Annotated in this window: 20 protein-coding genes; 13 read left to right on the forward strand and 7 right to left on the reverse strand. The window is 42.0% G+C overall.

Annotation, left to right across the window (positions count from 1 at the left end):
* Positions 1-30 precede the first annotated feature (30 nt).
* On the forward strand, positions 31-3,366 hold the full coding sequence (locus tag H9Y05_RS02150; protein ID WP_216713371.1) for a DEAD/DEAH box helicase: 3,336 nt from the start codon (positions 31-33) through the stop codon (positions 3,364-3,366).
* A 13-nt stretch (positions 3,367-3,379) separates the two neighbouring features.
* Here the strand turns inward: H9Y05_RS02150 and H9Y05_RS02155 are convergent, their stop codons facing one another.
* The 3 genes from H9Y05_RS02155 to purN all read right to left on the reverse strand — a co-directional run bounded on the left by H9Y05_RS02155 (position 3,380) and on the right by purN (position 5,331).
* The gene (locus tag H9Y05_RS02155) at positions 3,380-3,979 is read right to left on the reverse strand and encodes an ACT domain-containing protein (RefSeq protein ID WP_235992067.1); all 600 of its coding nucleotides are present in this window, start codon (positions 3,977-3,979) and stop codon (positions 3,380-3,382) included.
* Between the two features lie 186 nt (positions 3,980-4,165).
* A complete protein-coding gene (locus tag H9Y05_RS02160) occupies positions 4,166-4,762 on the reverse strand; it encodes a MarC family protein (RefSeq protein WP_163490463.1) in 597 nt (198 codons plus the stop codon).
* Complete coding sequence (purN, locus tag H9Y05_RS02165) at positions 4,759-5,331, reverse strand: phosphoribosylglycinamide formyltransferase (RefSeq protein WP_216713372.1); 573 nt, start codon at positions 5,329-5,331, stop codon at positions 4,759-4,761. The genes H9Y05_RS02160 and purN overlap by 4 nt, the downstream gene beginning before the upstream one ends.
* A gap of 118 nt (positions 5,332-5,449) precedes the next feature.
* Here purN and H9Y05_RS02170 point away from each other — a divergent pair, with 118 nt between their 5' ends.
* From H9Y05_RS02170 to H9Y05_RS02225, 12 genes are all read left to right on the forward strand, one after another.
* Positions 5,450-6,559, forward strand: a complete 1,110-nt coding sequence (locus H9Y05_RS02170; RefSeq protein WP_163490465.1) for a fatty acid desaturase family protein — start codon at positions 5,450-5,452, stop codon at positions 6,557-6,559.
* Positions 6,560-6,567: 8 nt separating this feature from the next.
* Positions 6,568-6,918, forward strand: a complete 351-nt coding sequence (locus H9Y05_RS02175) for an MmcQ/YjbR family DNA-binding protein (RefSeq protein WP_163490466.1) — start codon at positions 6,568-6,570, stop codon at positions 6,916-6,918.
* Positions 6,902-7,276, forward strand: coding sequence for an RNA-binding S4 domain-containing protein (locus H9Y05_RS02180; protein ID WP_163490467.1), 375 nt, complete (start codon positions 6,902-6,904; stop codon positions 7,274-7,276). The genes H9Y05_RS02175 and H9Y05_RS02180 overlap by 17 nt, the downstream gene beginning before the upstream one ends.
* Before the next feature lie 125 nt (positions 7,277-7,401).
* A complete protein-coding gene (gene tatA, locus H9Y05_RS02185) occupies positions 7,402-7,566 on the forward strand; it encodes a twin-arginine translocase TatA/TatE family subunit (RefSeq protein ID WP_216713373.1) in 165 nt (54 codons plus the stop codon).
* 14 nt (positions 7,567-7,580) lie between these two features.
* Positions 7,581-8,984, forward strand: coding sequence for an Asp-tRNA(Asn)/Glu-tRNA(Gln) amidotransferase subunit GatA (gene gatA / locus H9Y05_RS02190; RefSeq protein WP_163490469.1), 1,404 nt, complete (start codon positions 7,581-7,583; stop codon positions 8,982-8,984).
* Between the two features lie 14 nt (positions 8,985-8,998).
* The gene (locus tag H9Y05_RS02195) at positions 8,999-10,513 is read left to right on the forward strand and encodes a lytic transglycosylase domain-containing protein (RefSeq protein ID WP_216713374.1); all 1,515 of its coding nucleotides are present in this window, start codon (positions 8,999-9,001) and stop codon (positions 10,511-10,513) included.
* Between the two features lie 16 nt (positions 10,514-10,529).
* On the forward strand, positions 10,530-11,282 hold the full coding sequence (locus tag H9Y05_RS02200; protein ID WP_216713375.1) for a glycosyltransferase family 2 protein: 753 nt from the start codon (positions 10,530-10,532) through the stop codon (positions 11,280-11,282).
* Complete coding sequence (locus tag H9Y05_RS02205; RefSeq protein ID WP_216713376.1) at positions 11,279-12,292, forward strand: glycosyltransferase family 9 protein; 1,014 nt, start codon at positions 11,279-11,281, stop codon at positions 12,290-12,292. Before H9Y05_RS02200 ends, H9Y05_RS02205 begins: the two co-directional genes overlap by 4 nt.
* Positions 12,293-12,377: 85 nt before the next feature.
* Complete coding sequence (locus tag H9Y05_RS02210) at positions 12,378-13,172, forward strand: hypothetical protein (protein ID WP_163490473.1); 795 nt, start codon at positions 12,378-12,380, stop codon at positions 13,170-13,172.
* Positions 13,173-13,514: 342 nt separating this feature from the next.
* Positions 13,515-14,408, forward strand: a complete 894-nt coding sequence (locus H9Y05_RS02215) for a 3-hydroxybutyryl-CoA dehydrogenase (RefSeq protein ID WP_163490474.1) — start codon at positions 13,515-13,517, stop codon at positions 14,406-14,408.
* A gap of 254 nt (positions 14,409-14,662) precedes the next feature.
* Positions 14,663-15,133 carry a MarR family winged helix-turn-helix transcriptional regulator gene (locus H9Y05_RS02220; protein ID WP_216713377.1) on the forward strand — a complete coding sequence of 157 codons (471 nt, stop codon included), beginning with the start codon at positions 14,663-14,665 and terminating at the stop codon, positions 15,131-15,133.
* On the forward strand, positions 15,130-15,642 hold the full coding sequence (locus tag H9Y05_RS02225) for a transposase (protein ID WP_235992069.1): 513 nt from the start codon (positions 15,130-15,132) through the stop codon (positions 15,640-15,642). The genes H9Y05_RS02220 and H9Y05_RS02225 overlap by 4 nt, the downstream gene beginning before the upstream one ends.
* Here the strand turns inward: H9Y05_RS02225 and H9Y05_RS02230 are convergent.
* The 4 genes from H9Y05_RS02230 to H9Y05_RS02245 form a co-directional block, all read right to left on the reverse strand.
* Positions 15,639-16,064 carry an SRPBCC domain-containing protein gene (locus tag H9Y05_RS02230; RefSeq protein WP_163490476.1) on the reverse strand — a complete coding sequence of 142 codons (426 nt, stop codon included), beginning with the start codon at positions 16,062-16,064 and terminating at the stop codon, positions 15,639-15,641. The two genes, H9Y05_RS02225 and H9Y05_RS02230, sit on opposite strands and share 4 nt — an antisense overlap.
* Positions 16,065-16,163: 99 nt before the next feature.
* A complete protein-coding gene (locus tag H9Y05_RS02235) occupies positions 16,164-17,846 on the reverse strand; it encodes an RluA family pseudouridine synthase (RefSeq protein ID WP_216713378.1) in 1,683 nt (560 codons plus the stop codon).
* A gap of 21 nt (positions 17,847-17,867) precedes the next feature.
* Positions 17,868-19,574, reverse strand: a complete 1,707-nt coding sequence (locus H9Y05_RS02240; protein WP_216713379.1) for a M61 family metallopeptidase — start codon at positions 19,572-19,574, stop codon at positions 17,868-17,870.
* A 77-nt stretch (positions 19,575-19,651) separates the two neighbouring features.
* Positions 19,652-20,464 carry an AraC family transcriptional regulator gene (locus H9Y05_RS02245; protein ID WP_163490479.1) on the reverse strand — a complete coding sequence of 271 codons (813 nt, stop codon included), beginning with the start codon at positions 20,462-20,464 and terminating at the stop codon, positions 19,652-19,654.
* Between the last annotated feature and the right edge of the window lie 120 nt (positions 20,465-20,584).

Here is a 20,584-nt window from a genome sequence, read left to right on the forward strand (position 1 = left end):
GGGAACTAAAAAACCACTATCTTAGTCCCTATGAAACCGGAAGGGCATCACGTGTTAAATGACTGGATTTTGCAACAAAGCGAATTCAGTAAAAACGACTTGCTGGTCACCATCAATGATCACAAAACGATCTCCTATTCCGAAATCATCCCACTGGAGCAAATCACAAAAATTCTTTCTGTTTCGCAAAATTCAATCAAAGAAAGCGGTATAAATCCTTTTTCTGTTGCTACCGGATTATTGAGTTGGGAGTGGAACAACCAACCCGTTCAAACCCCGATCTGGATTACACCCTGCTTCTTTAAGATCGATAAAGTCCGGCAACAGGTGACTTTGATCCCCGACGAAGAAACTGGTTTTGTCAATCCGTTCCTGGCAAAAAAAATGGCAGAAATTTATTCCATTGAACTTGATATTGATGCGCTTGAAACTGTCATCAAACAGCTCCAGCAAGCCGGGTTTGAAACCATTGATCCGACCTTTAAAGCCGTTGGGAATTTTCACCATCACCGGTATGTCTTACTGAAAGAATTACATGACCTGGTGGATTCGCCGCTCCTTTCTCCTTCATTAAAACAATTCTTATCGGGAGAACGGACGAAACACCACCACCTCTCGCTTTCAGACGGAGCATTATTGCCGTATGATACGGATCACCAACGCGTTTTCGAACAGGTGGCCACCGAAAATTGTGTGGTACAGGGCCCGCCCGGAACAGGAAAATCGCAGTTAATGACCAATCTGATCGGGAAATTAGTACTTTCCGGGCATTCACTGGTGTTTATCTCTGAAAAAAGAGCAGCCTTGGAAGTAGTTGACAAACGTCTCCGGTCATGTGGCCTGGGGCACTTTTCAATCGTTGCGACGGATGATTTACCTGTCCGCGATTTTCTTCGGGATCTAAAAGCTACCTGGGAATTTCTCGACCATTATACGCCAACTAAAACTGTTGAGATCTCTACCAGAAAAGAACAGGAAGATAATCTTCAGTTTATACTGGATCTACTGAACCAACCACAATTAATTGGCGGCGTTTCTTTTTCAACCTTTAATGCGCTGAAACAAGAAGCCAACCTGCAAGAACATCCGGATACTATTTTTCTACCCAATCCTCCCCTGCTGGACGATTATGCGAAAACGCTTCCAATCGTGGAACAACTCTATGCAAAACAAATTGCCATGGCCTGTTCCCTGCTCCCCTTTTCAAGATTCAGGGAAGGAAATCTTGCCCGTCTGGCCACTACGATCCGTCAAACGAGCGAACGCGTAGCGCAACTTGAGCAACTGCTTCCGGGAGTGACACCAAACGATTTCGATCAGCTGCATTATTATTCCGTCGTTTATCAATTGTTTCAAAACGAGCTGGCCAAGAAATACGCAGCAATCATTGATCCCGCATCGAAAGCCCGGAAACAATTTTTAAAGTTACACCAGGAATATAAACGGTTACAAAAACAGGTAGAATATCATTCAGAAAGTCAATCCGATTGGAAAATCATTCCTTCGGAACTGGAATTGAATCACCTGCTGGAAGTCAGTCAGCATGCTTCTCTGTTGAGGCGTCTGCGCTTCAAAAAACGGTGGTCACAGGTGAATCAATTACCTGCAAAGGCAGCTACCACATCTATTCAACGGTTATTGGAGTATCAAACGTATAAAAAAGAACAACTGCTGGTAGAAGAAAAATTGGCCCGGCTGGGAATTACAGACATTGCTGATCTCGATGTTCTAAAGGCCGGTCTGCATCTTTTTTCAACTGAAAAATGGGAAATTTACCATTCGTTTTCACCTGAGCAACGGCAGCTATTCAATAAGCTACACACGCAGATTAACCAGTTAAAAGACGATCTGAACATCAATTACAGGTTACAGCCCGGAATTCCTGTTGCAGAACAGTTAAATGCACTGTTACAATCCCTCCCGCAATTCGTTCTCCTGGAAAAAGACCTGGCGGAAATGAATCAGTCAATTTTAGATACGCTTTCTGTTTGCCATTCATTGGAAATGTACAAAAGAAGCGTATCCGGGACACATTTCACCATTTTTCAATCGCGGTATCCTGCTTTGTCTGCTTTTGAACCCGCTATGCTGAAAGAAAAAGTGCTATCGCTGATTGCTGCGATGCAAAAGGAACATTTTCTGACCGCAGAACAGATTTTAAATCGTATAAAAGCGACTTTTGACGGATACAATCAACTCATTACAACCCCACCTGCGAAGCTATCGGACGAACAGAAAAAAATACGTCAGCAATTAAAGAAAGGAAAGTCTATCCTGGTCAGGGAATTTTCCAAAACCCGGCAACACCCGACGATGCGGGAGTTAATGCATTCGGAAGCCGCATGGTGGATTCGCCTGTTAAAACCCGCATGGCTGACCAACCCTACTCAATTGGCAAAGACCTTTCCGCTTCACAACGAATTATTCGATGTATGCATCATGGATGAAGCGAGTCAGATTCCGGTTCAAAACGGAGCAGGGGCCATTCATCGCAGCAAGCGAGTGATTATTGCCGGTGATGAACAACAAATGAATCCAACAGCTTATTTCAGGGCAGGATCAACCGACGTTACAAGTGTCTTGCACCATGCAGGATTTTACTATCCGAAGATTACCCTTACACACCATTACAGAAGTCGTCATCCCCGGCTTATCGCGTTCTCCAATGAACATTTTTACGACAATCAGCTGGTTGTTTATCCTTCTTTTCCTGTAAACCAGGACTGCATTACCCGGCATTTTTGCAGCACAGGGAAATACATTGACAGAAAAAATCATGCAGAAGCAAAAAAAGCAGTTGAACTGATTCAACAACGGTTGACCTCCGGAAAAACGATTGGAATTGTCGCATTTTCTCAGGAACAGGCAGATACAATCCGGAAACTGATTCCACCGGAATTGGCTACGGAAATTCAAAACCGGATCGATCAGAATACCTGTTTTATTAAGCCGTTGGAAAAAGTCCAGGGAGATGAATGTGAACACCTCATTATCAGCCTGGGATATGCACCCGATGAAGATGGTAACTTTCACCTGCGTTTCGGTCCGCTCAACACACATTCCGGAAGCAACAGACTGAATGTATTACTTTCCAGGGCATCCGAAACGATTGATTTCATCTGTTCTGTTGAATCCTCTGCTTTGCAATGGAGCCAGAATGAATCCATCCAATTGCTTCAGAAATGGCTTCGCAGACTGGAACAGCAGACAACAGAACCCGAAATCCGTTTCCCGTTGAACCTGCATCCCGTTATCGATAAACATCACTTATACCTGGCCGATAGTCATGCAATTTTTCCAAACGCATTGGAATTGGTGACAACCTACTCCGTACTTTCCAACAGAGGATGGACCCTCCATTTTTGACATTCTCAGTGAATTAAAATCCTCTTTTCAGCTGCATTAAAATTTTAAATGCCTTATCCACGTCATTTTGGTCTACCAATACCGTAAATTCATTCGCGGTAGAAATGACCTCAATGATATTAATCCCTTCCCAGGCGAGCTGCTTGAGGATGTAATAATAAATTCCGTAGATTTCCACATTGATGTGCGGCAGTTTTACTGTCACCGAAGCCAGATTTTGAGTAGTGGAAATTAATTTCTCACTTTGAAACAAGCGTTCGATGGTTGCTTTGTGTTTATCACTGGTAATGATTGTTGTTTCAGTAACACCTTTGCACAACGCGAAAAACCCGTCAGATTCTGCATCCAGCAAACGAATCAGTTCTGACTGTTTTAATCCCAATGTATCTGAGTTTTGATACGTGAAGTCGGACAAGTTACTTCTCACCAGAAAGTCGCCCAATTCACCCAATACATTTTTAATTTTCACATTGAGTTTGTGGTACAATCCGGGAGACATGCGTTTGATCGCCATAACAATCGCTCCTTCTTTTACTTCTTTTCCCGTTACTTCTTCAATTTCGGGTTGAATTTTTCTGGCTAATGCAGAAACATTGATGAGGCCTTCAGTCATAGATTCCCTTAAAAATGGGCTACGATTGATGATATCCTCGGTTATTTTACCTATAGAATCCATGGTTGACTTATAAATTGTGTAGCGCAAATCTAACAATTTCATTAAAATAATAACACAATGTTTGATTGATGTTATCAATTAATTACAAAATCAAGCAACAGGAAATAAATCGTTTAGTAGCTATTATACTGAGAAAAGCGCGGAAATATTGGAGGAAAATAATTTGACGGCGATTGCCAGCAGGATAATTCCGAATACTTTTTTAACAATTGCAATTCCTCCTTCTCCCAGTAATGATTCTATTTTTTTGGTCAAACGCAGTACAATGTAGATGAAAATGATGTTAATGATGATTCCCATCACAATATTCACTTCAGAAAACTCAGCTTTTAGTGAAATAATCGAAGTCATTGTACCCGCTCCGGCAATAATCGGAAACGCAAGGGGAATGATACTGGCTACTTTTCCGGAGACTTCATCCCGGAACAAATGCCATCCCATGATCATTTCCAGGGCCAGGGCGAAGATTATCAACGATCCCGCCACAGCAAAGGAACGGATATCTACCCCAAAGATATTCAGGATGGATTCTCCCAGAATCAAAAAACAGATCATAATCCCCAGGGAAACCAAACTTGTTCTCAACGGACTGATGTCACCTGTTTTTTCTTTGAGTTTAATGATTAACGGAATGGATCCGAGGATATCAATCACGGCAAACAAAACCATGGTTGTTTTCAAAATCTGAGACCAGCTAAATCCGCTGAAAAATTCTGTCATGATACAATTGTATTTTTAATTACATTAGGAAAATTGGCATGTTCCAGCAGGTGAATCTTATGCTGCAGCGACTCCAGCGTTTCCCCTTCGTCGACAACACATTGAAACTGGGCAATGATTTCTCCTTTGTCAAACTCTGTATTCACAAAGTGAATGGTAATACCGGATACTTTTTCTTTGTTTTCCAATACGGCTTTGTGTACATTCGCTCCATACATTCCTTTCCCTCCGTATTTCGGAAGCAGGGAAGGATGGATATTAATGATCCGGTCAGGATACAAACCAATCAGCTGTTCCGGAATTTTTCTCAGAAAACCTGCCAGAATAATGTAATCGATCGCATTTTCCCGGCACAAATCAACCAGTTTTCCGGCCGCTTCTACCTCCTGGTTGGAGACAACTACCACTTCTACTCCTTGTTCACGGGCAGCGTTAACAATTTTTGCATCTTGCTTATTCGACAACACGAAACCGATCTCTACCACATCAGACGTTTTGAAGTACTGAATGATATTCAGCGCATTACTACCTGTTCCCGAAGCAAAAATTGCCAACCGTATTTTTTTCATGGTGCAAAAGTATGAAAAGAAAAATGTCCTGAAAAATCTATTATAGAAACTTTAACGTTTTCTTTAAAGCAGATCTGCCAAAAAATAACTAACTTGCACCACTTTTTATCATCAGAAAATGAATATACGCTCAATTAAATTCTCTCAGGATCACAATGTAGAATTTTATAAAGAATTAAAAAAAAGAGTCAATACTTATTTCAAGACCAATCAGTTATCAAAATTTGGAAATACCAACATGGTCGTAAAAACGATCTTCATGGTTGCGTTGTATATTGTTCCTTATGTTTTAATCCTGACAATTGCTGAACAAGCCTGGTTTGCACTTTTGCTATGGGCTGTTGCAGGTTTCGGAATGGCGGGAATCGGGTTATCGGTAATGCACGACGCCAATCACGGTTCTTACTCAAAGTATGGTTTTATCAATAAATCGTTGGGGTATCTGGCAAATATGGTCGGCGGAAGTGATTTGAACTGGAGAATCCAACACAATGTATTGCATCACACTTACACCAATGTAGACGGCATGGATGAAGACATCGACGTTGACGGACTAATGCGCTTCTCTCCCAATCAAAAACGATTGAAAGCACACCGTTATCAGCACGTGTATGCCTGGTTTTTATACGGATTACTGACGATTAACTGGTTTTTCAGAAAAGATTACCAGCAAATCAGCCGTTACAAGAAAATGGGATTACTGGCAACGCAAAACATCAGTTTCCGGAGAGCACTTTCTATTATTGTTTTCACAAAATTACTGTACGCATTCCTGATGATTGCACTGCCAATCTGGGTAGCACCATCCGCGTGGTACATTTCATTGATCGGATTTTTCCTGATGCAATTCATCGCAGGTTTTGTATTGTCCGTTATTTTTCAATCCGCGCATGTGGTTCCGTCTTCCAACTTTCCAACACCGAATGAATCGGGAGACATCCATGCAGACTGGGCGGTGAATCAATTGTACAATACAGCTAATTTTGCTCCGAAAGCGCGCATTCTGTCGTGGTACGTCGGTGGATTGAACTTCCAGGTAGAACACCACTTGTTTCCGAATATTTGCCACGTTCACTACAAAGATATCTCCAAGATTGTGAAGCAGACGGCAATTGAGTACAACCTTCCGTATTATAGTTATGCAACGTTCTTCGGTGCGATAAAAGATCATACGAAATTGCTTAAAAATCTGGGCAAGTATGACAATGCTCCGGGGATTCATCATTAATTGATCGCATGTACCTGGAAGAAATCCGTGATTATTGTCTTTCAAAAAAAGGAACGGAGGAAACATTTCCGTTTGATGCAACAACGCTTGTTTTCAAAGTATTTGGTAAAATGTATGCACTCATTGACATCGATGAAGCAAGAAGCATCAACCTGAAATGCGATCCGGAACGTGCGGAAGAGTTGCGAGAGCAATACGATGGCATCATCCCGGGATACCACATGAGTAAAAAACATTGGAATACGGTTTCACTGGATGGAAGTATCAATCGTTCACTCGTAATTGAGTTAATTGATCATTCGTACGATCTTGTTTATGCATCTCTGCCAAAAAAATTGAGAAATGAGCTCGAGAATTGACAAATACCTCTGGTGTGTACGGCTTTCTAAAACGCGTTCAATCGCAACGGAGTTAATTTCAAAGGGAAAAGTAAAGTTAAACGGAGAACTGATCAAACCATCCAGGGAAGTCAAGCCGGGAGACATCATTTCCATTCAGAAAAATACTGCCACATTTTCCTATAAAATCGTGCAGTTACTCCCCAACAGAGTCGGTGCAAAACTGGTCACAGATTACCTGGAAGACATCACAGATCCTGTTGAGATAGAAAAGTACAAAGCATATCAACTCGCCCAAAGTTCATACCGGGAATTCGGCAGCGGAAAACCTTCAAAAAAAGACAGAAGAGACATTTCCGATTTCCTTGAAGACTGGTGATGAACCATCATTTTCAACTTCTTTTTGTTAAAAAATCAAATTTTATCTGATTCTTGATCACCATAGAATAGGATTGATGCTGTAATTTTCATTACATTTGCATTTTGCATTTAAAAATTTAAGAGATGGGGAAATTTGGTGTAACCGAAATATTGTTGATTTTAGCGGTTGTTTTATTGCTTTTCGGAGGGAAAAAAATTCCTGAATTGATGAAAGGATTAGGGAAAGGTATCAAAGAATTTAAGGATGCCTCCAAAGGAGAAGGAGAAAAAGCAGAGGAGAAAAAATAATTTCCGTCTAAAATATGTATCGTACAATTGGTGAGGTAAAAGCGCAGCTTTCTGCCGGAAAGACTGTTGTGTCTATCGTACAGGATTATCTGACAGAAATAGAGAAACAAAAAGAACTGAATGCTTTTCTGGAAGTGTTCACCGAATCTGTTTTGGAGCAAGCTCAGCAAGTTGACGAAAAAATAAAATCGGGTACTGCCGGTAGATTAGCCGGGGTTGTTATCGGAATAAAAGACAACCTGTGCTACAAAGGACACAAAGTAAGTGCATCATCAAACATCCTTCACGGATTTGAATCCCTGTTTACGGGAACAGCTGTGCAACGGCTGATCGATGAAGGTGCAGTTATCATAGGGCGACTGAATTGCGATGAATTCGCGATGGGAAGTTCCAATGAAACATCTGCTTTTGGCACTGTTAAAAACCCACTTGATCCATCAAAAGTGGCCGGAGGCTCATCCGGAGGTTCTGCAGCAGCAGTTGCCGCCGGTTTATGTACTGCTTCATTGGGAAGTGATACCGGAGGATCAATCAGACAACCGGCATCTTTTACGGGAACATACGGACTAAAACCAACATACGGAAGAATCAGCCGACACGGACTGATTGCCTATGCATCTTCATTTGACCAGATTGGTCCGTTTACCAATTCATTGGAAGACACAGCACTTCTTCTGCAAATTATGGCAGGAAAAGATGCGTATGACTCAACGGCTTCTTCGCGTGAAGTTCCCGCTTACATGGACGGGGCACTTCCTTCTAAGATAAAAGTGGCCGTATTAAAAGAAAGTTTTGAAACAAAGGGAATTGATCCGGAAGTTGTCAGTACAACAGAAGCAATCATCGCTGATCTCCGGTCTAAAGGACATGAAGTAGAGCTGGTATCATTTCCATACCTGGACTATGTTGTTCCTGCGTATTACGTATTAACAACAGCCGAGGCTTCTTCCAACTTATCCCGTTTTGACGGCGTACACTTCGGTTACAGAAGTCCGGATGCAAAAGGCGTAGAAGAAACGTACAAAAAATCCAGAAGTGAAGGGTTCGGAAAAGAAGTAAAGCGAAGAATCATGGCAGGAACGTTTGTCCTTTCCCATGGTTACTATGATGCATACTATACAAAAGCACAAAAAGTAAGGAGGGTATTGCAAACAAAAACAGATGAGATTTTCCGTTCGTACGATTTCATCCTGTTGCCAACGACACCTTCCACTGCATTTGAACAAGGTGGAGTAAAAGACCCGATTCAGATGTACTTACAGGATATTTTCACTGTACATGCCAACCTGACCGGACACCCGGCACTCTCCATTCCATTCGGAAACCATTCCAACGGGCTTCCATTCGGTATTCAGATTATCGGGAAACCGTTTGATGAGAATGGACTGTTAAATTTTGCAGCATACCTGGAAAATTAATTTAAGAAAAGATTATGCGATTTGTTGTTCTTCTTGTTTCGTTTATTCTGACCGCATCCCTTGGTTTTGCACAGCCCAAAACAGGAACACCGGTACCTGGCAGTGACCAATTTGTGAATGTTGTAGAGCAATCATTGGCATTCTACTATGCCGAATATGCAGACAAACAAGGAAGTTCGTACGAAGCTGTTATTGACGCACTGAATTATTCAGACGGACAGGTTGTTGAATTTTCGGATGAAGTCTACTGTCAACGGCTCAAAGAAATGAATAAGCTGACGCCTTTCAAACTGGAATGCAATGAAACAACATTGTCAACTATTCGCTTTTTCGCAGCTAAACGAAGGGGATTCGCACGCATTGTACTTGGCCGCTCACACTTGTATTTCGACATGTACGAAGCAAAACTCGCGGAGCATGGATTACCACTGGAATTAAAATACCTCAGCGTCATTGAAAGCGGACTCCGCCCACAAGTGAAGTCACGTGCCGGCGCATTGGGATTGTGGCAGTTCATGTACGGAACGGGAAAAATGTTCGGATTAAAAGACAATTCATACATTGATGAGCGCATGGACCCGGAAAAAGCAACGGAAGCAGCCTGCCGGTACCTGAAGCAATTATACAACATCTACGGCGACTGGAACCTGGCATTGGCAGCTTACAATGCAGGACCCGGAAATGTCAACAAAGCGATTCGTCGCTCCGGAAATAAAACAACGTATTGGGAAGTCCGGCCGTTTTTACCAAAAGAAACACAAGGATACGTTCCGAACTTCATCGCCGCAGCTTATTTACTGACGTATCACGCTGAGCACAATATTATTCCGGCAGAAGCACCGATTCATTATGCTGAGCTGGACACGATCTGCCTGTCCAAAGGAATACACATGTCTACCATCACGAAACTCGTTGGTTGGAGCGAAGAAGAAATCAAATCACTGAACCCGACTTATAAATTGTCGTACATTCCTGAAACCAATCCGAAGCAGTGCATTTACGGTCCGATCAAGTACATCGGCAAACTGGTGAGTCTGGAAGATTCTCTTTACCGTCTGGAAGAATCCATTTACAATCCATCACGTACGCCGGCGGTTGTTGCACCTGTCGTCGATGAAACACCTCTGGTAGGAACAGATTCCACACAAACGGAAACCCCGGGAGCAACACCGGCGGGAAATACGTTCTATCACAAAGTACAATCGGGAGAAACACTGGGCAATATTGCTACAAAATACGGTACAACAATCAACAAGATCATGACGCTGAACGGCATGAGTTCCACCCATATTTATGTGGGACAGCGATTGAAAATCGAATCGACAAAAGCAGTAGACAATACAGATACAACTCCTGTTGCCAAACCCAATACGACGGCAACGCAAGCCAAGTATTACACCGTTAAATCAGGAGATACTTTTGGAAAAATTGCGCAGCGACACGGAAAATCTATCAGCCAGTTGCGCCAGTTGAATCCCGGTATCAATATCGATCGGTTACGATTGGGTCAGAAGCTCCGCGTGAGGTAATCCATTTTTTATCTTTATGAAACTTACTGCAGCAATTATCACCTATAATGAAGAGGGCAATATTGAGCGTTGTATTCGTTCTTTATTACCTGTTGCAGATGAAGTATTTGTGGTTGACTCTTTCTCAACAGACCGGACAAAAGAAATCTGCCTGGAACTTGGTGCCCGGTTTATTGAACATCCATTTCAGGGACACATTCAGCAAAAAAATTACGCCCTGGAAAACGCAGCTTTTGACTGGGTTTTATCACTGGACGCCGATGAAGCGCTGACAGAAGAACTACAGCAATCAATCCTGAAAATAAAAAGTAATCCGCAGTACAACGGATACAGGTTCAACCGCCTGACAAACTATTGCGGACATTGGGTAAAATACTGCGGATGGTACCCGGATACAAAAGTCAGGCTGGTCCGTAAAATCAAAGCTCGTTGGATGGGAACCAATCCACACGACCGACTGGATATGATCAGCGGAGAGGCAACCGGATTCCTGGAAGGTGATTTGCTCCATTATTCTTACAACAGTCGTGACGAACACTACAAACAGATTGAATACTTTGGTGACATTGCAGCAAAAGAATTATTCGAACAAGGAAAAACCACAAGTTATTTCACGATTATTACCAAAGTGACCGCCCAGTTTATTAAAAGCTTTTTCATTAAGAAAGGTTTTCTGGACGGAAGAACAGGTTTCACTATTTCCAGGCTGAGTGCCTATGCTACCTACAGAAAGTACATGAAACTATTGAAATTACAGCGAAACGCATGAATATAGAACGTATTATTATATCACGAACAGACAGCATCGGAGATGTTTTGTTGACTTTACCCATCTGTAACTGGATCAAGCAGCAGTATCCGAATGCCCACATTATTTTTCTGGGTAAAAACTATACATTACCCATTCTAAAAGCCTATACAGCAATCGATGAAGTTTGCGACTGGAGCGCATTTGAGGAACTTCCAACTGTTCAGCGGCTTTCAAAATTCCGCAGCTTGAATGCAGACGCGATTATTCACGTTTTTCCGAATAAAGAGATTGCGAACCTGGCAAAAAAGGTAAAAATTCCTCACCGGATCGGAACATCTCACAGAAGTTTTCATTTGCTGACATGCAATCATAAAGTCAACTTCACCCGTAAACGTTCCGACAAGCATGAATCCCAATTAAACTTTGAATTGCTACGACCATTGGGGTTGAAAGAAATCCCGTCTATGGAAGAAATTGCTGCTTCAACAGCTTTATTCCAGCCAACCGCTCAGCAATTACCCGAAGTCGTGGCGCAATTCATTGAACAACATCCTGATTTTGTTATCCTGCATCCGAAATCACAGGGAAGTGCATTGGAATGGCCAACGGAAAAATACGCAGCACTGTCCAACCTTCTGAATAAAGAAGGGATCGCAGTAGCATTTACAGGAACTGAAAAAGAAGGAGTAGCGTTCAGAGGTTATCTGCCGGGCAGCGAAATGGTGATTGACACCAGTGGATTACTGACATTGGAACAACTCATGACATTGATTGGTAAATCGAGGGGAATTGTTGCCTGCTCAACGGGGCCGTTGCACATCGGAGGCTTTTTAGGTGTAAAAGCTGTTGGTTTATTCTCCAGCAGAAAACCGATTCATCCCGGCAGGTGGCATGCAATCGGGAAAGATACGCATTACCTGGTGAATGACGAAAATTGTCCGAACTGCGCTAAAAAAACGACATGCAAATGTATTGAAAACATTGCCCCTGAACGTGTATCGGATGTATTACTGGGTAAGTCTTCTTAAAAATCAGTCGTTTGTCGTATTTGCTGATTAGCTAAACGGTTATACATTTGTTGCAAATAAAACGTTAAAACTTAAATTAAATACGATGAAAAAATCAATTCTTATCCTTGCCGGAGCTTCTTTGATGTTGGGTGTTATTTCCTGTAAAAAGAAAGGATGTACAGATCCTACCGCTTCGAACTACAACATTGAAGCAACCAAAGATGACGGGTCTTGTGAATACAACACACCGGCTCCTGCACCGACACCGGCTCCTTATACACCGACATTCAACGGAACATTCGGAGCATTGGTAGCATTGAAAACCGTTACAACGACCTCTACACCCATCGGAGAAATGGATACCTATGTAGGTACAGCTGTAGCACTGTTTTCAGAAGATGGCGGATCCAACCTCTTATCTGCAGGGACGGTGAATGTCAATTCCAATCAATTGACAGCACAAAGCAACCTGTCGTATGTATACCAGATCACTACCAGCAACCCGACGGGACTTGATTTTTCCGGAGATGTTACATGGACAGGTTCCGGAAACGTATGGCCTTCATTCAGTGCATCTTCCACTCAAGGATTTTCAACGGTAGGAAAAATCACTTCCGGAAATCCTTCTACTTCAGCTGACTATACACTTGTGACCAATCAAATCAGCAATGCGGACTCTGTTTTGTTCACATTGGTAGGTCAGAACAACAACGTTATCAAAATATTACCGGGAACTGCAACTTCTCACACATTCAGCGCTTCTGAGGTAAGTTCTGCAGGAGCAGGAACGGGAATCGTTCAGGTAGTAGGATTGAAGTACGATCTTCAAAACATCGGTTCAAGAGATTATTACCTGATCAATGAAACGGTTCGTTCTAAAACTGTCACCATCGAATAATACCTCTTCTTATCTATTCACGACAAAGAGACTGCCGCTTTTAACTGGGCAGTCTTTTTTGTTAGGGTAAACGCAGAACTCATTTAAACGTATAGCAAGATAAGAAGGCATAAATAATGCATTTAACCTGTTCTCGCAAAGACGCAAAGGTGCAAAGACGCAATCTGAATAAACCAATACCTTTGCGACTTCGCGGCTTGGCGAGCTATTTCTATACAAATCATTAAGGAAATCAGCGTGAAAATTTTAAATGCGTTTGCTCTGTCTTTTTTGTTACTCTTCTTTGAATTGTTTGCATTTCTATTATTTTTGTCAGAGAACTAAAATTTAAAAAATCAACACATGAAAAATGTTGCGGTGATAGGTGCCGGTACAATGGGGAATGGAATTGCTCACGTATTTGCACAATTCGGATACAATGTATCGCTGATCGATATCTCTCAGGCATCTCTGGACAAAGGAATTGCTACCATTACTAAGAATCTTGACAGACAAGTTGCGAAAGAAAGTATTACAGAAGCAGATAAAACAGCTACGCTGAATAACCTGAAGACGTTTACAAGTATGGAAGAAGGTGTAAAAGGAGTGGATCTGGTGGTGGAAGCAGCAACGGAAAACGTAGATCTGAAACTGAAAATCTTTGCGGATCTGGATCAACTGACTGCTCCAAACGTGATCTTAGCAACAAATACTTCTTCGATTTCCATCACCAAAATCGCGTCGGTGACTTCCCGTCCTGATAAAGTAATTGGAATGCACTTTATGAATCCTGTTCCGGTAATGAAACTGGTAGAAATCATCCGCGGGTATTCTACTTCGGATGACGTAACCAACCTGATCATGGAAACATCCCGCAACCTGAAAAAAGTGCCGGTGGAAGTAAACGATTACCCAGGATTTGTTGCCAACCGCATCTTGATGCCAATGATCAATGAAGCGATTATCACTCTACATGAAGGCGTTGCAGGTGTAGAAGAAATTGATACGGTCATGAAGCTGGGAATGGCGCATCCGATGGGACCGCTTCAATTGGCTGACTTCATCGGATTGGATGTTTGTCTGGCAATCATGGAAGTATTGTTTGAAGGATTCGGAAATCCGAAATACGCGCCTTGTCCGCTGTTGGTAAACATGGTAACTGCCGGTAAAAAAGGTGTGAAATCCGGAGAAGGATTTTATTCATGGACACATGGAACCAAAGACCTGATCGTAGCACCGAATTTTGCTAAGAAATAGGGTTGAGATGCTAGAAGTTAGACATTAGAAACTAGACGTTTGTTTAATTGAATAAATTGGAAAGGGGGATAAAGTAATTTATCTCCTTTTTTATTGGTGTAGAACTCTGTTTCTAATAAAAAATGATTTCATCTGTTATGTATTGATCTGTTTTTCATCATTTAAAATACTGGTATACATATCCATATTAAATTAAAAATTGTTTGGATATTTAGTTTCAAATCATTTATCTTTGCAACTAAGATATTTAGACAATGAGTAAAAAGAATCTTAAAAACAATATTGAACGTTTCCGAATCGCAAGCAGGGCCTATTCCGACGCTTCCATTTTGATGCATGAAGCAATTGCACGAACAGCAGGATTATCCGGCACAGATCACAAGTACCTGGGATTGATATTGCAACATCAGGAATTAACGGCAGGAGATATTTCTAAATTGACAGGGTTATCAACAGGTGCGGTTACAGGTTTCATTGACCGATTGGAAAAAAAGGAATTGCTGGAACGACAATTTACCAAAGATGACAGACGGAAAGTGATTATTGTCCCCAATACTGAGAACATTATGCGGCTTTTACAGCCAATTTTTGATGATTTACAACAAAAAACAACTACCCTTCTTGCCTCATTTTCCGAGGAGCAAATCCAGGTAATTGAACGATATTTTACAGGCGCTACCCGTATTATGCAGGAAACAGCGGCCAATTTAAACATGAATCAATGATCAAAATGGAACTATTGACAACACCCTATATAACAAGAGCTGAATTATGGCTCTGCATCACTACGCTTCTTTATTTTTTAATGAATGGTGCACAAATTTTTGAAACCCTTGTGTTTGTCCCCAAATGGGTAAACTCTCCCCCCGATAATTTCAAACTACTATCGGACGGGACGGGAGTCAGTCTGAAAATTTTCTGGATTGTCCTTCATTCCTTACACGAAATCACCTTCATTCTTGCAATTGTTTTTTGCTGGAAAATAGATCCTGTACGAAACTGGCTGCTGATTTTATTTGCCATTCATATTGCCGTGAGAATCTGGACGCTTTCGTTTTTTGCCCCTAACATCATCGCTTTTCAAAAAATGGCGGAAACTCCATCATTTGCACAAGATCTCATCAACCGGACATCACTCTGGCAGACGCTCAACTACGTAAGAGTAGGTATTTTTATAGCTGTTTCGATTGGACTTGTTCCTTTGTGTATCCGGTTATTTAATCTACGGCATTAAACCGATTCCACGTGGTTTTTAAAATTGTTCAACAACGCCTGCCAACCGTTGAGTTGCACATCGGCATCTTGCTCTTCAACAGCTTCAAACTGCATTTCAATGTGAACCACATCTTCGATTACCGAAAAGACGATTTCTGCTTTTCTGCCATCTGTCATGGTAAAGGCAATAAATTTATTGAGCTCAATTGCTGTATATGTTCCTCCGTAATCAAAATCAACCCCTCCGCTTTTAGCAACCATCCGGTACGCATATCCTCCACCGATTGAAAGGTGATTGTGCGCGTTTTTTATTTCATAATCCGGTGAAGTGAACATCCAGTATTTCATTTGGTTTTCATCGTTCCAGGTGTCCCAGACAACATCCAGTGATTGATTGATATTGATGCTGACATTGAGAATTTCCAACTGATCTTTTTCCATGGTATTTGCATTGCGCGTTTAAGTGGCACTTATCCAAACAAATATAAGTGGTCGGTTTGAAATTTGCAAGTGAAAAAGCAGCTCTTTTTCTACTTCAGATCAAAACGGAACGGGCGCGGAAACGGTCATCCATTCTTTTGTTCCCGGATGTCGGAATATCAATCGTTCCGCATGTAAATGCAAGCGGTCGGCTTTTGTTCCATACAAGTCATCTCCTACGATGGGCATCCCCAATCCCCCCGGATGTGCAGCATGTACACGCAACTGGTGTGTGCGGCCGGTAACCGGGTAAAAATAAACATCCGAACAGCCATTTTTTACCTCCATCAACTCCCACTCAGTCCGGGCATGTTTTCCGTATTCGTAGCACACCAACTGACGGGGCCGGTCATTCAAATCGACACGTAACGGCAGATCAATCACACCTCCGGTTTCTTTTAATTCACCATCTAATCGCGCAACATATCGCTTTTTGATGGTTCTTCGGATAAACTGGTACTGCAGGTACTCGTGAGCCTCTTTGGTTTTCGCGACCAGCAAAATCCCTGAGGTAGACATATCCAGACGATGCACCAGTAACGGACCTGTTGCTTCCGGTAAATAGACCTCCATGCGTTTCAGTACCGAATCTGAAATTGTTTTACCCGGAACAGATAAAAATTCCGCAGGTTTATCGATCACAACTACATAGTCGTCTTCATACAAAATGGTCAGCTCCTTCCCTTCCGCAGGATTTTCTTTCAACGGATTCGGATCTACCTTTAGGCCTTGCAACATGTGTCCCAGGATCGGTTCACATTTCCCCCTGCAAGCCGGGTAAAATTGCCGGTGTTTTCGTATTTCAGATGCCGGCGATGCTCCCCACCAGAATTCAGCCATCGCAATGGGTTTCAACGCATGCAGATAAGCATACTGCAGCAATTTCGGCGCACAACATTCTCCTGCACCGGATGGTGGATTTCCGTTTTCTACGTGTTGAAACAATTCTAAAACAGGTTTGGTTTTCCCGGTCGCATCTAAAAAACGGTATTGGTCAAACAATTGATTTTGGATTTCATTAGAACGTTGTTTGCGTTCGCGTTTTAATTGACTGATCCGATCCAGGTACCGGTCCAGCTCAGCCTGGGCAATCGCACGTTTTTCGCGGTGTTGTTTTGTCAGATCTTTCAGGAAAAATTGCTCCCGCATACTTTGCTTCCGCAATTCTTCCAGTTGTTGATCCCGTTGTTCTTCCGGAAACAATTCCGCCTGTTCCCGCAGTCCTTTTCGTTGTTCCTTCGCCTCTTTCACCTGCTGTTTGAACGACTGCATTTCCGTCTTGCAGAGATGATCCGTGTCGATGACCCGTTGCTTCAAACATGCTAATTCCTCAGAACGTTCCAACTGGTCAATCTCTGCACTCATCTCATAAAGAACACGTTCTCCTTCCCGGTAAAAGCCACCTTCTTTGAGCATGTCAAAAATCGGGGGAACAAAATGTACGTGGTCATTTGCATCGGCCAGCTTTCCGGAAAATGCAGCCAGGTACCCCAACTCTTCTTTCTGGTTTTGAACGACAAGTACACCAAACATTTTTCCGATGACCATTCCTTTCTGACCGGGAATCAATCCGAAATTGTGTTCCCACTCTGTCTGTTGTTCAATGTATTGTTGTAATTCTTCAGCAGCAATGAGACTCAGGGGATGGGGTTCGTAATAAAACGGAAAGGTAAATTTAGCGGGCAAAGAAATTCCTTCAACCGCTTGTTGAAATGCAATGAATTTGGATGGATTATTTTCCATGAATGCGTTTCAATTCTATAATTACTCACTCCAGGCTGCAAATCCTTTCTTCTGGGAATTATTTGGTTCCGCAACAGGTTTTAGTTGCTGTTCCATGTAAAAATTGCGATTCACTTCCGGCAGCACCAGTTCAATCAAACGACCGGATCTGTTAATGGTCATCCGTTTTTCATCCTCATCAAAGTACTTCAACCATTGGTCCAGGTTTCCGTTGATGACAATCCCATTGACTGCTACAATTACATCATCCACCATCATTCCTCCCAAATCTGCAGGTCCGCCGGGATAAAATACTTTCGCAATGGTCTTTTCTCCTTCAACAATACATTTCATTCCCAATCGTGCGTGGCTGTACACCGCTGATGGCTTTTGCACCAATTCCAAACCAATGTATTCCAGTGCATCCACCAGGATTGATTCGTACGGTTTGTTTCCATCTACATAATCCGAGAAATAATCATCAAACGAGCAATTTCCAACTGTTTCCAGTTCCCGTTTGTAATCTTCTTCCGAGACACCTTTTCCCTGCAGGGCATAATTGAAATACAAACGACGCATTACCTCATCTAACCCGTACTTGTTGTTTGTACTTTTCAGAATCATCACGTCGGCAACAAATGCAAGCAGATTTCCTTCTGTGTAAATAGAAACTTTCCGGTTAGGGGCACCTGCTTCGTAGCCATCCAGCCACGTATCGAAGGAAGAAGCCGCAACCGAATAATTAAACCGTCCGTGATTGTCGAAATGAATCTGGAAACGTGCAGTCAACTCAACCAGGTATTGTTCCAACGTAAACACCTTGCTTTTCAGCAGGAATAAATCTCCCATATAAGTGGTGACACCCTCACACAAATACCCCAACCGGGAATAATTTTCTTTTGTGAAATCGTACGGAAATAATTCAATCGGCCGGATCGCTTTGACATTCCAGGTATGATACAATTCGTGTGAACTTACCCCCAGTAATTCTTTATACAACGACTGATACACTTCGTAGGATGGCCCCAGGCAAATCACCGTTGATTTGCAGTGTTCCACTCCATGATAGGCTTTGTATGGCAGGATGTGGAATAAAAAATGGTATTCCGGAACCGGGAATTCCGAGAACTTCTCAATCTGTTTGTCCGTAAATGCTTTAAAATCTTTTATCAACCGTTCCCAATCCGGCTTGGTAATTCCGTTGAACCATACATGGAATTTCGTTTCTCCGGAAGTGTATTCTCCATGCTGCAGATTTGCTGAACAGATCATCGGCGAATCCGCCAGTTCATCAAAATTCTCAGCTGTGTATAACTCACCTTCTTTTGCCAGTGAAGTTGCTACCTGCCAATGAACGGGGATGTGTATTTGCAATGTACATGGCGTATGCTCATCCCCTACCTGGTATACACAACAATTCACCGGGTTAACGTACAGCTGTGTCGCATCCAGGAACGTTGAACCTGCATTCAACGCACTGGCATAATAAGCATATTCGATTTTAAATGTTTCTCCTTCATTCAGCGACAGTTGCCATGCATCTTTTGTGATTTTGTGAAAATCAACACGTTTTCCTGCGGATGTAAACACTTTGAATCCTTTTACGTTTTTTGCAAAATTCCCCAGTTCATAGCGTCCGGGACGCCAGGAAGGTAACTGAATGACAGGATTTGTAGTAACAGCAGTTCCTTCCGCGGAAACATGCACATATTGCTGATTGGGATTATCTGTTCTAAAGTGATAGTTCATCTGATGTATTATGAAATTTCCGTTGTAAAGTTAACGTTTTTAACCGCACAATAAAGTGACTTGAAAAAGAGAACAATTCAACGAATCCTGTTTTCAATCAGGTAATCCGAAGGGCGTTGCCCTAACAATTTGTAAAAGGTATTACTGAATGTAGGCGCACTGCTGTATCCGACCTCGTATGCCACTTCGGTAATGGTGTGTTTTCCTGCAAGTAGCAACTCAATGGCTCGTAACATTTTCTGAATGGTAAAGTACCGGATAAATGACATGCCTGTTTCTTTTTGAAACAACCGGTTGAGTGAACGCTCACTGAAACCGAATGTATGGGACATTTTTTTGTAGGAAATCTGCTCTTCCAGGTGCTCCGTCATATAAAAAATGATTTTTTTCAAGCGTTCATTTTTCGGGGATGGTAATGACAATGGGACAGAACTCTGACAAAGCTCCGGTAAAATGGATTTTACAGCAAGGGCAATTGAATAATTTTTATCCTGTTGATGAAGATCTCCTCTCCACCTGTCTGTATACATAATTAAATTCAGCAACAAATCATTCGCCAGGTAAATTCCTTCCTGTTCATAAAACAGAACATCATTTTTTTCCACAGGAAAATACAGGTTTCTCATAATTGCCTTTTCTGTATTTGTATGAATGCTGTGAACAACCCCTGCCGGAATCCACATAAAATGGCGTGGGGGAATATAATAAACGTGATTGGAGGTGTGGATGTGAACGATTCCCCCCTCTGTATATATCAATTGCGCCTTCTGATGATTGTGGGTCGGAATCAGTAATTCTCCCATGACGTCGTGGTAACAATAAATACTATCCGCGTGAACATCCACTTCTGTGATGTAGTACTTGTCAATAGAGGGGTTTTTAAAATTCATTGTCCGAAATTAATATTTTTTTGACTTTATAGGATATTAAGACTTCTTTATTTTCAATTAATATTGCAATAGGATTATTAACTGACTGTTAATGATCTCTTGAATTGAAAACTAAGTTAC

The organism is Taishania pollutisoli, assembly GCF_014518315.1.
Lineage (GTDB): Bacteria > Bacteroidota > Bacteroidia > Flavobacteriales_D > Crocinitomicaceae > Taishania > Taishania pollutisoli.

What these genes read in the sequence shown, in the direction of transcription:
- H9Y05_RS02205 (WP_216713376.1), top strand. Translation starts at nt 11,279, where the DNA reads ATGAATATAGAACGTATTATTATATCACGAACAGACAGCATCGGAGAT.
- H9Y05_RS02170 (WP_163490465.1), top strand. Translation starts at nt 5,450, where the DNA reads ATGAATATACGCTCAATTAAATTCTCTCAGGATCACAATGTAGAATTT.
- H9Y05_RS02150 (WP_216713371.1), top strand. Translation starts at nt 31, where the DNA reads ATGAAACCGGAAGGGCATCACGTGTTAAATGACTGGATTTTGCAACAA.
- H9Y05_RS02195 (WP_216713374.1), top strand. Translation starts at nt 8,999, where the DNA reads ATGCGATTTGTTGTTCTTCTTGTTTCGTTTATTCTGACCGCATCCCTT.
- H9Y05_RS02220 (WP_216713377.1), top strand. Translation starts at nt 14,663, where the DNA reads ATGAGTAAAAAGAATCTTAAAAACAATATTGAACGTTTCCGAATCGCA.
- H9Y05_RS02180 (WP_163490467.1), top strand. Translation starts at nt 6,902, where the DNA reads ATGAGCTCGAGAATTGACAAATACCTCTGGTGTGTACGGCTTTCTAAA.
- H9Y05_RS02230 (WP_163490476.1), bottom strand. Translation starts at nt 16,064, where the DNA reads ATGGAAAAAGATCAGTTGGAAATTCTCAATGTCAGCATCAATATCAAT.
- H9Y05_RS02155 (WP_235992067.1), bottom strand. Translation starts at nt 3,979, where the DNA reads ATGACTGAAGGCCTCATCAATGTTTCTGCATTAGCCAGAAAAATTCAA.
- gatA (WP_163490469.1), top strand. Translation starts at nt 7,581, where the DNA reads ATGTATCGTACAATTGGTGAGGTAAAAGCGCAGCTTTCTGCCGGAAAG.
- H9Y05_RS02160 (WP_163490463.1), bottom strand. Translation starts at nt 4,762, where the DNA reads ATGACAGAATTTTTCAGCGGATTTAGCTGGTCTCAGATTTTGAAAACA.
- H9Y05_RS02210 (WP_163490473.1), top strand. Translation starts at nt 12,378, where the DNA reads ATGAAAAAATCAATTCTTATCCTTGCCGGAGCTTCTTTGATGTTGGGT.
- H9Y05_RS02240 (WP_216713379.1), bottom strand. Translation starts at nt 19,574, where the DNA reads ATGAACTATCACTTTAGAACAGATAATCCCAATCAGCAATATGTGCAT.
- H9Y05_RS02245 (WP_163490479.1), bottom strand. Translation starts at nt 20,464, where the DNA reads ATGAATTTTAAAAACCCCTCTATTGACAAGTACTACATCACAGAAGTG.
- H9Y05_RS02175 (WP_163490466.1), top strand. Translation starts at nt 6,568, where the DNA reads ATGTACCTGGAAGAAATCCGTGATTATTGTCTTTCAAAAAAAGGAACG.
- H9Y05_RS02225 (WP_235992069.1), top strand. Translation starts at nt 15,130, where the DNA reads ATGATCAAAATGGAACTATTGACAACACCCTATATAACAAGAGCTGAA.
- H9Y05_RS02235 (WP_216713378.1), bottom strand. Translation starts at nt 17,846, where the DNA reads ATGGAAAATAATCCATCCAAATTCATTGCATTTCAACAAGCGGTTGAA.
- tatA (WP_216713373.1), top strand. Translation starts at nt 7,402, where the DNA reads ATGGGGAAATTTGGTGTAACCGAAATATTGTTGATTTTAGCGGTTGTT.
- purN (WP_216713372.1), bottom strand. Translation starts at nt 5,331, where the DNA reads ATGAAAAAAATACGGTTGGCAATTTTTGCTTCGGGAACAGGTAGTAAT.
- H9Y05_RS02215 (WP_163490474.1), top strand. Translation starts at nt 13,515, where the DNA reads ATGAAAAATGTTGCGGTGATAGGTGCCGGTACAATGGGGAATGGAATT.
- H9Y05_RS02200 (WP_216713375.1), top strand. Translation starts at nt 10,530, where the DNA reads ATGAAACTTACTGCAGCAATTATCACCTATAATGAAGAGGGCAATATT.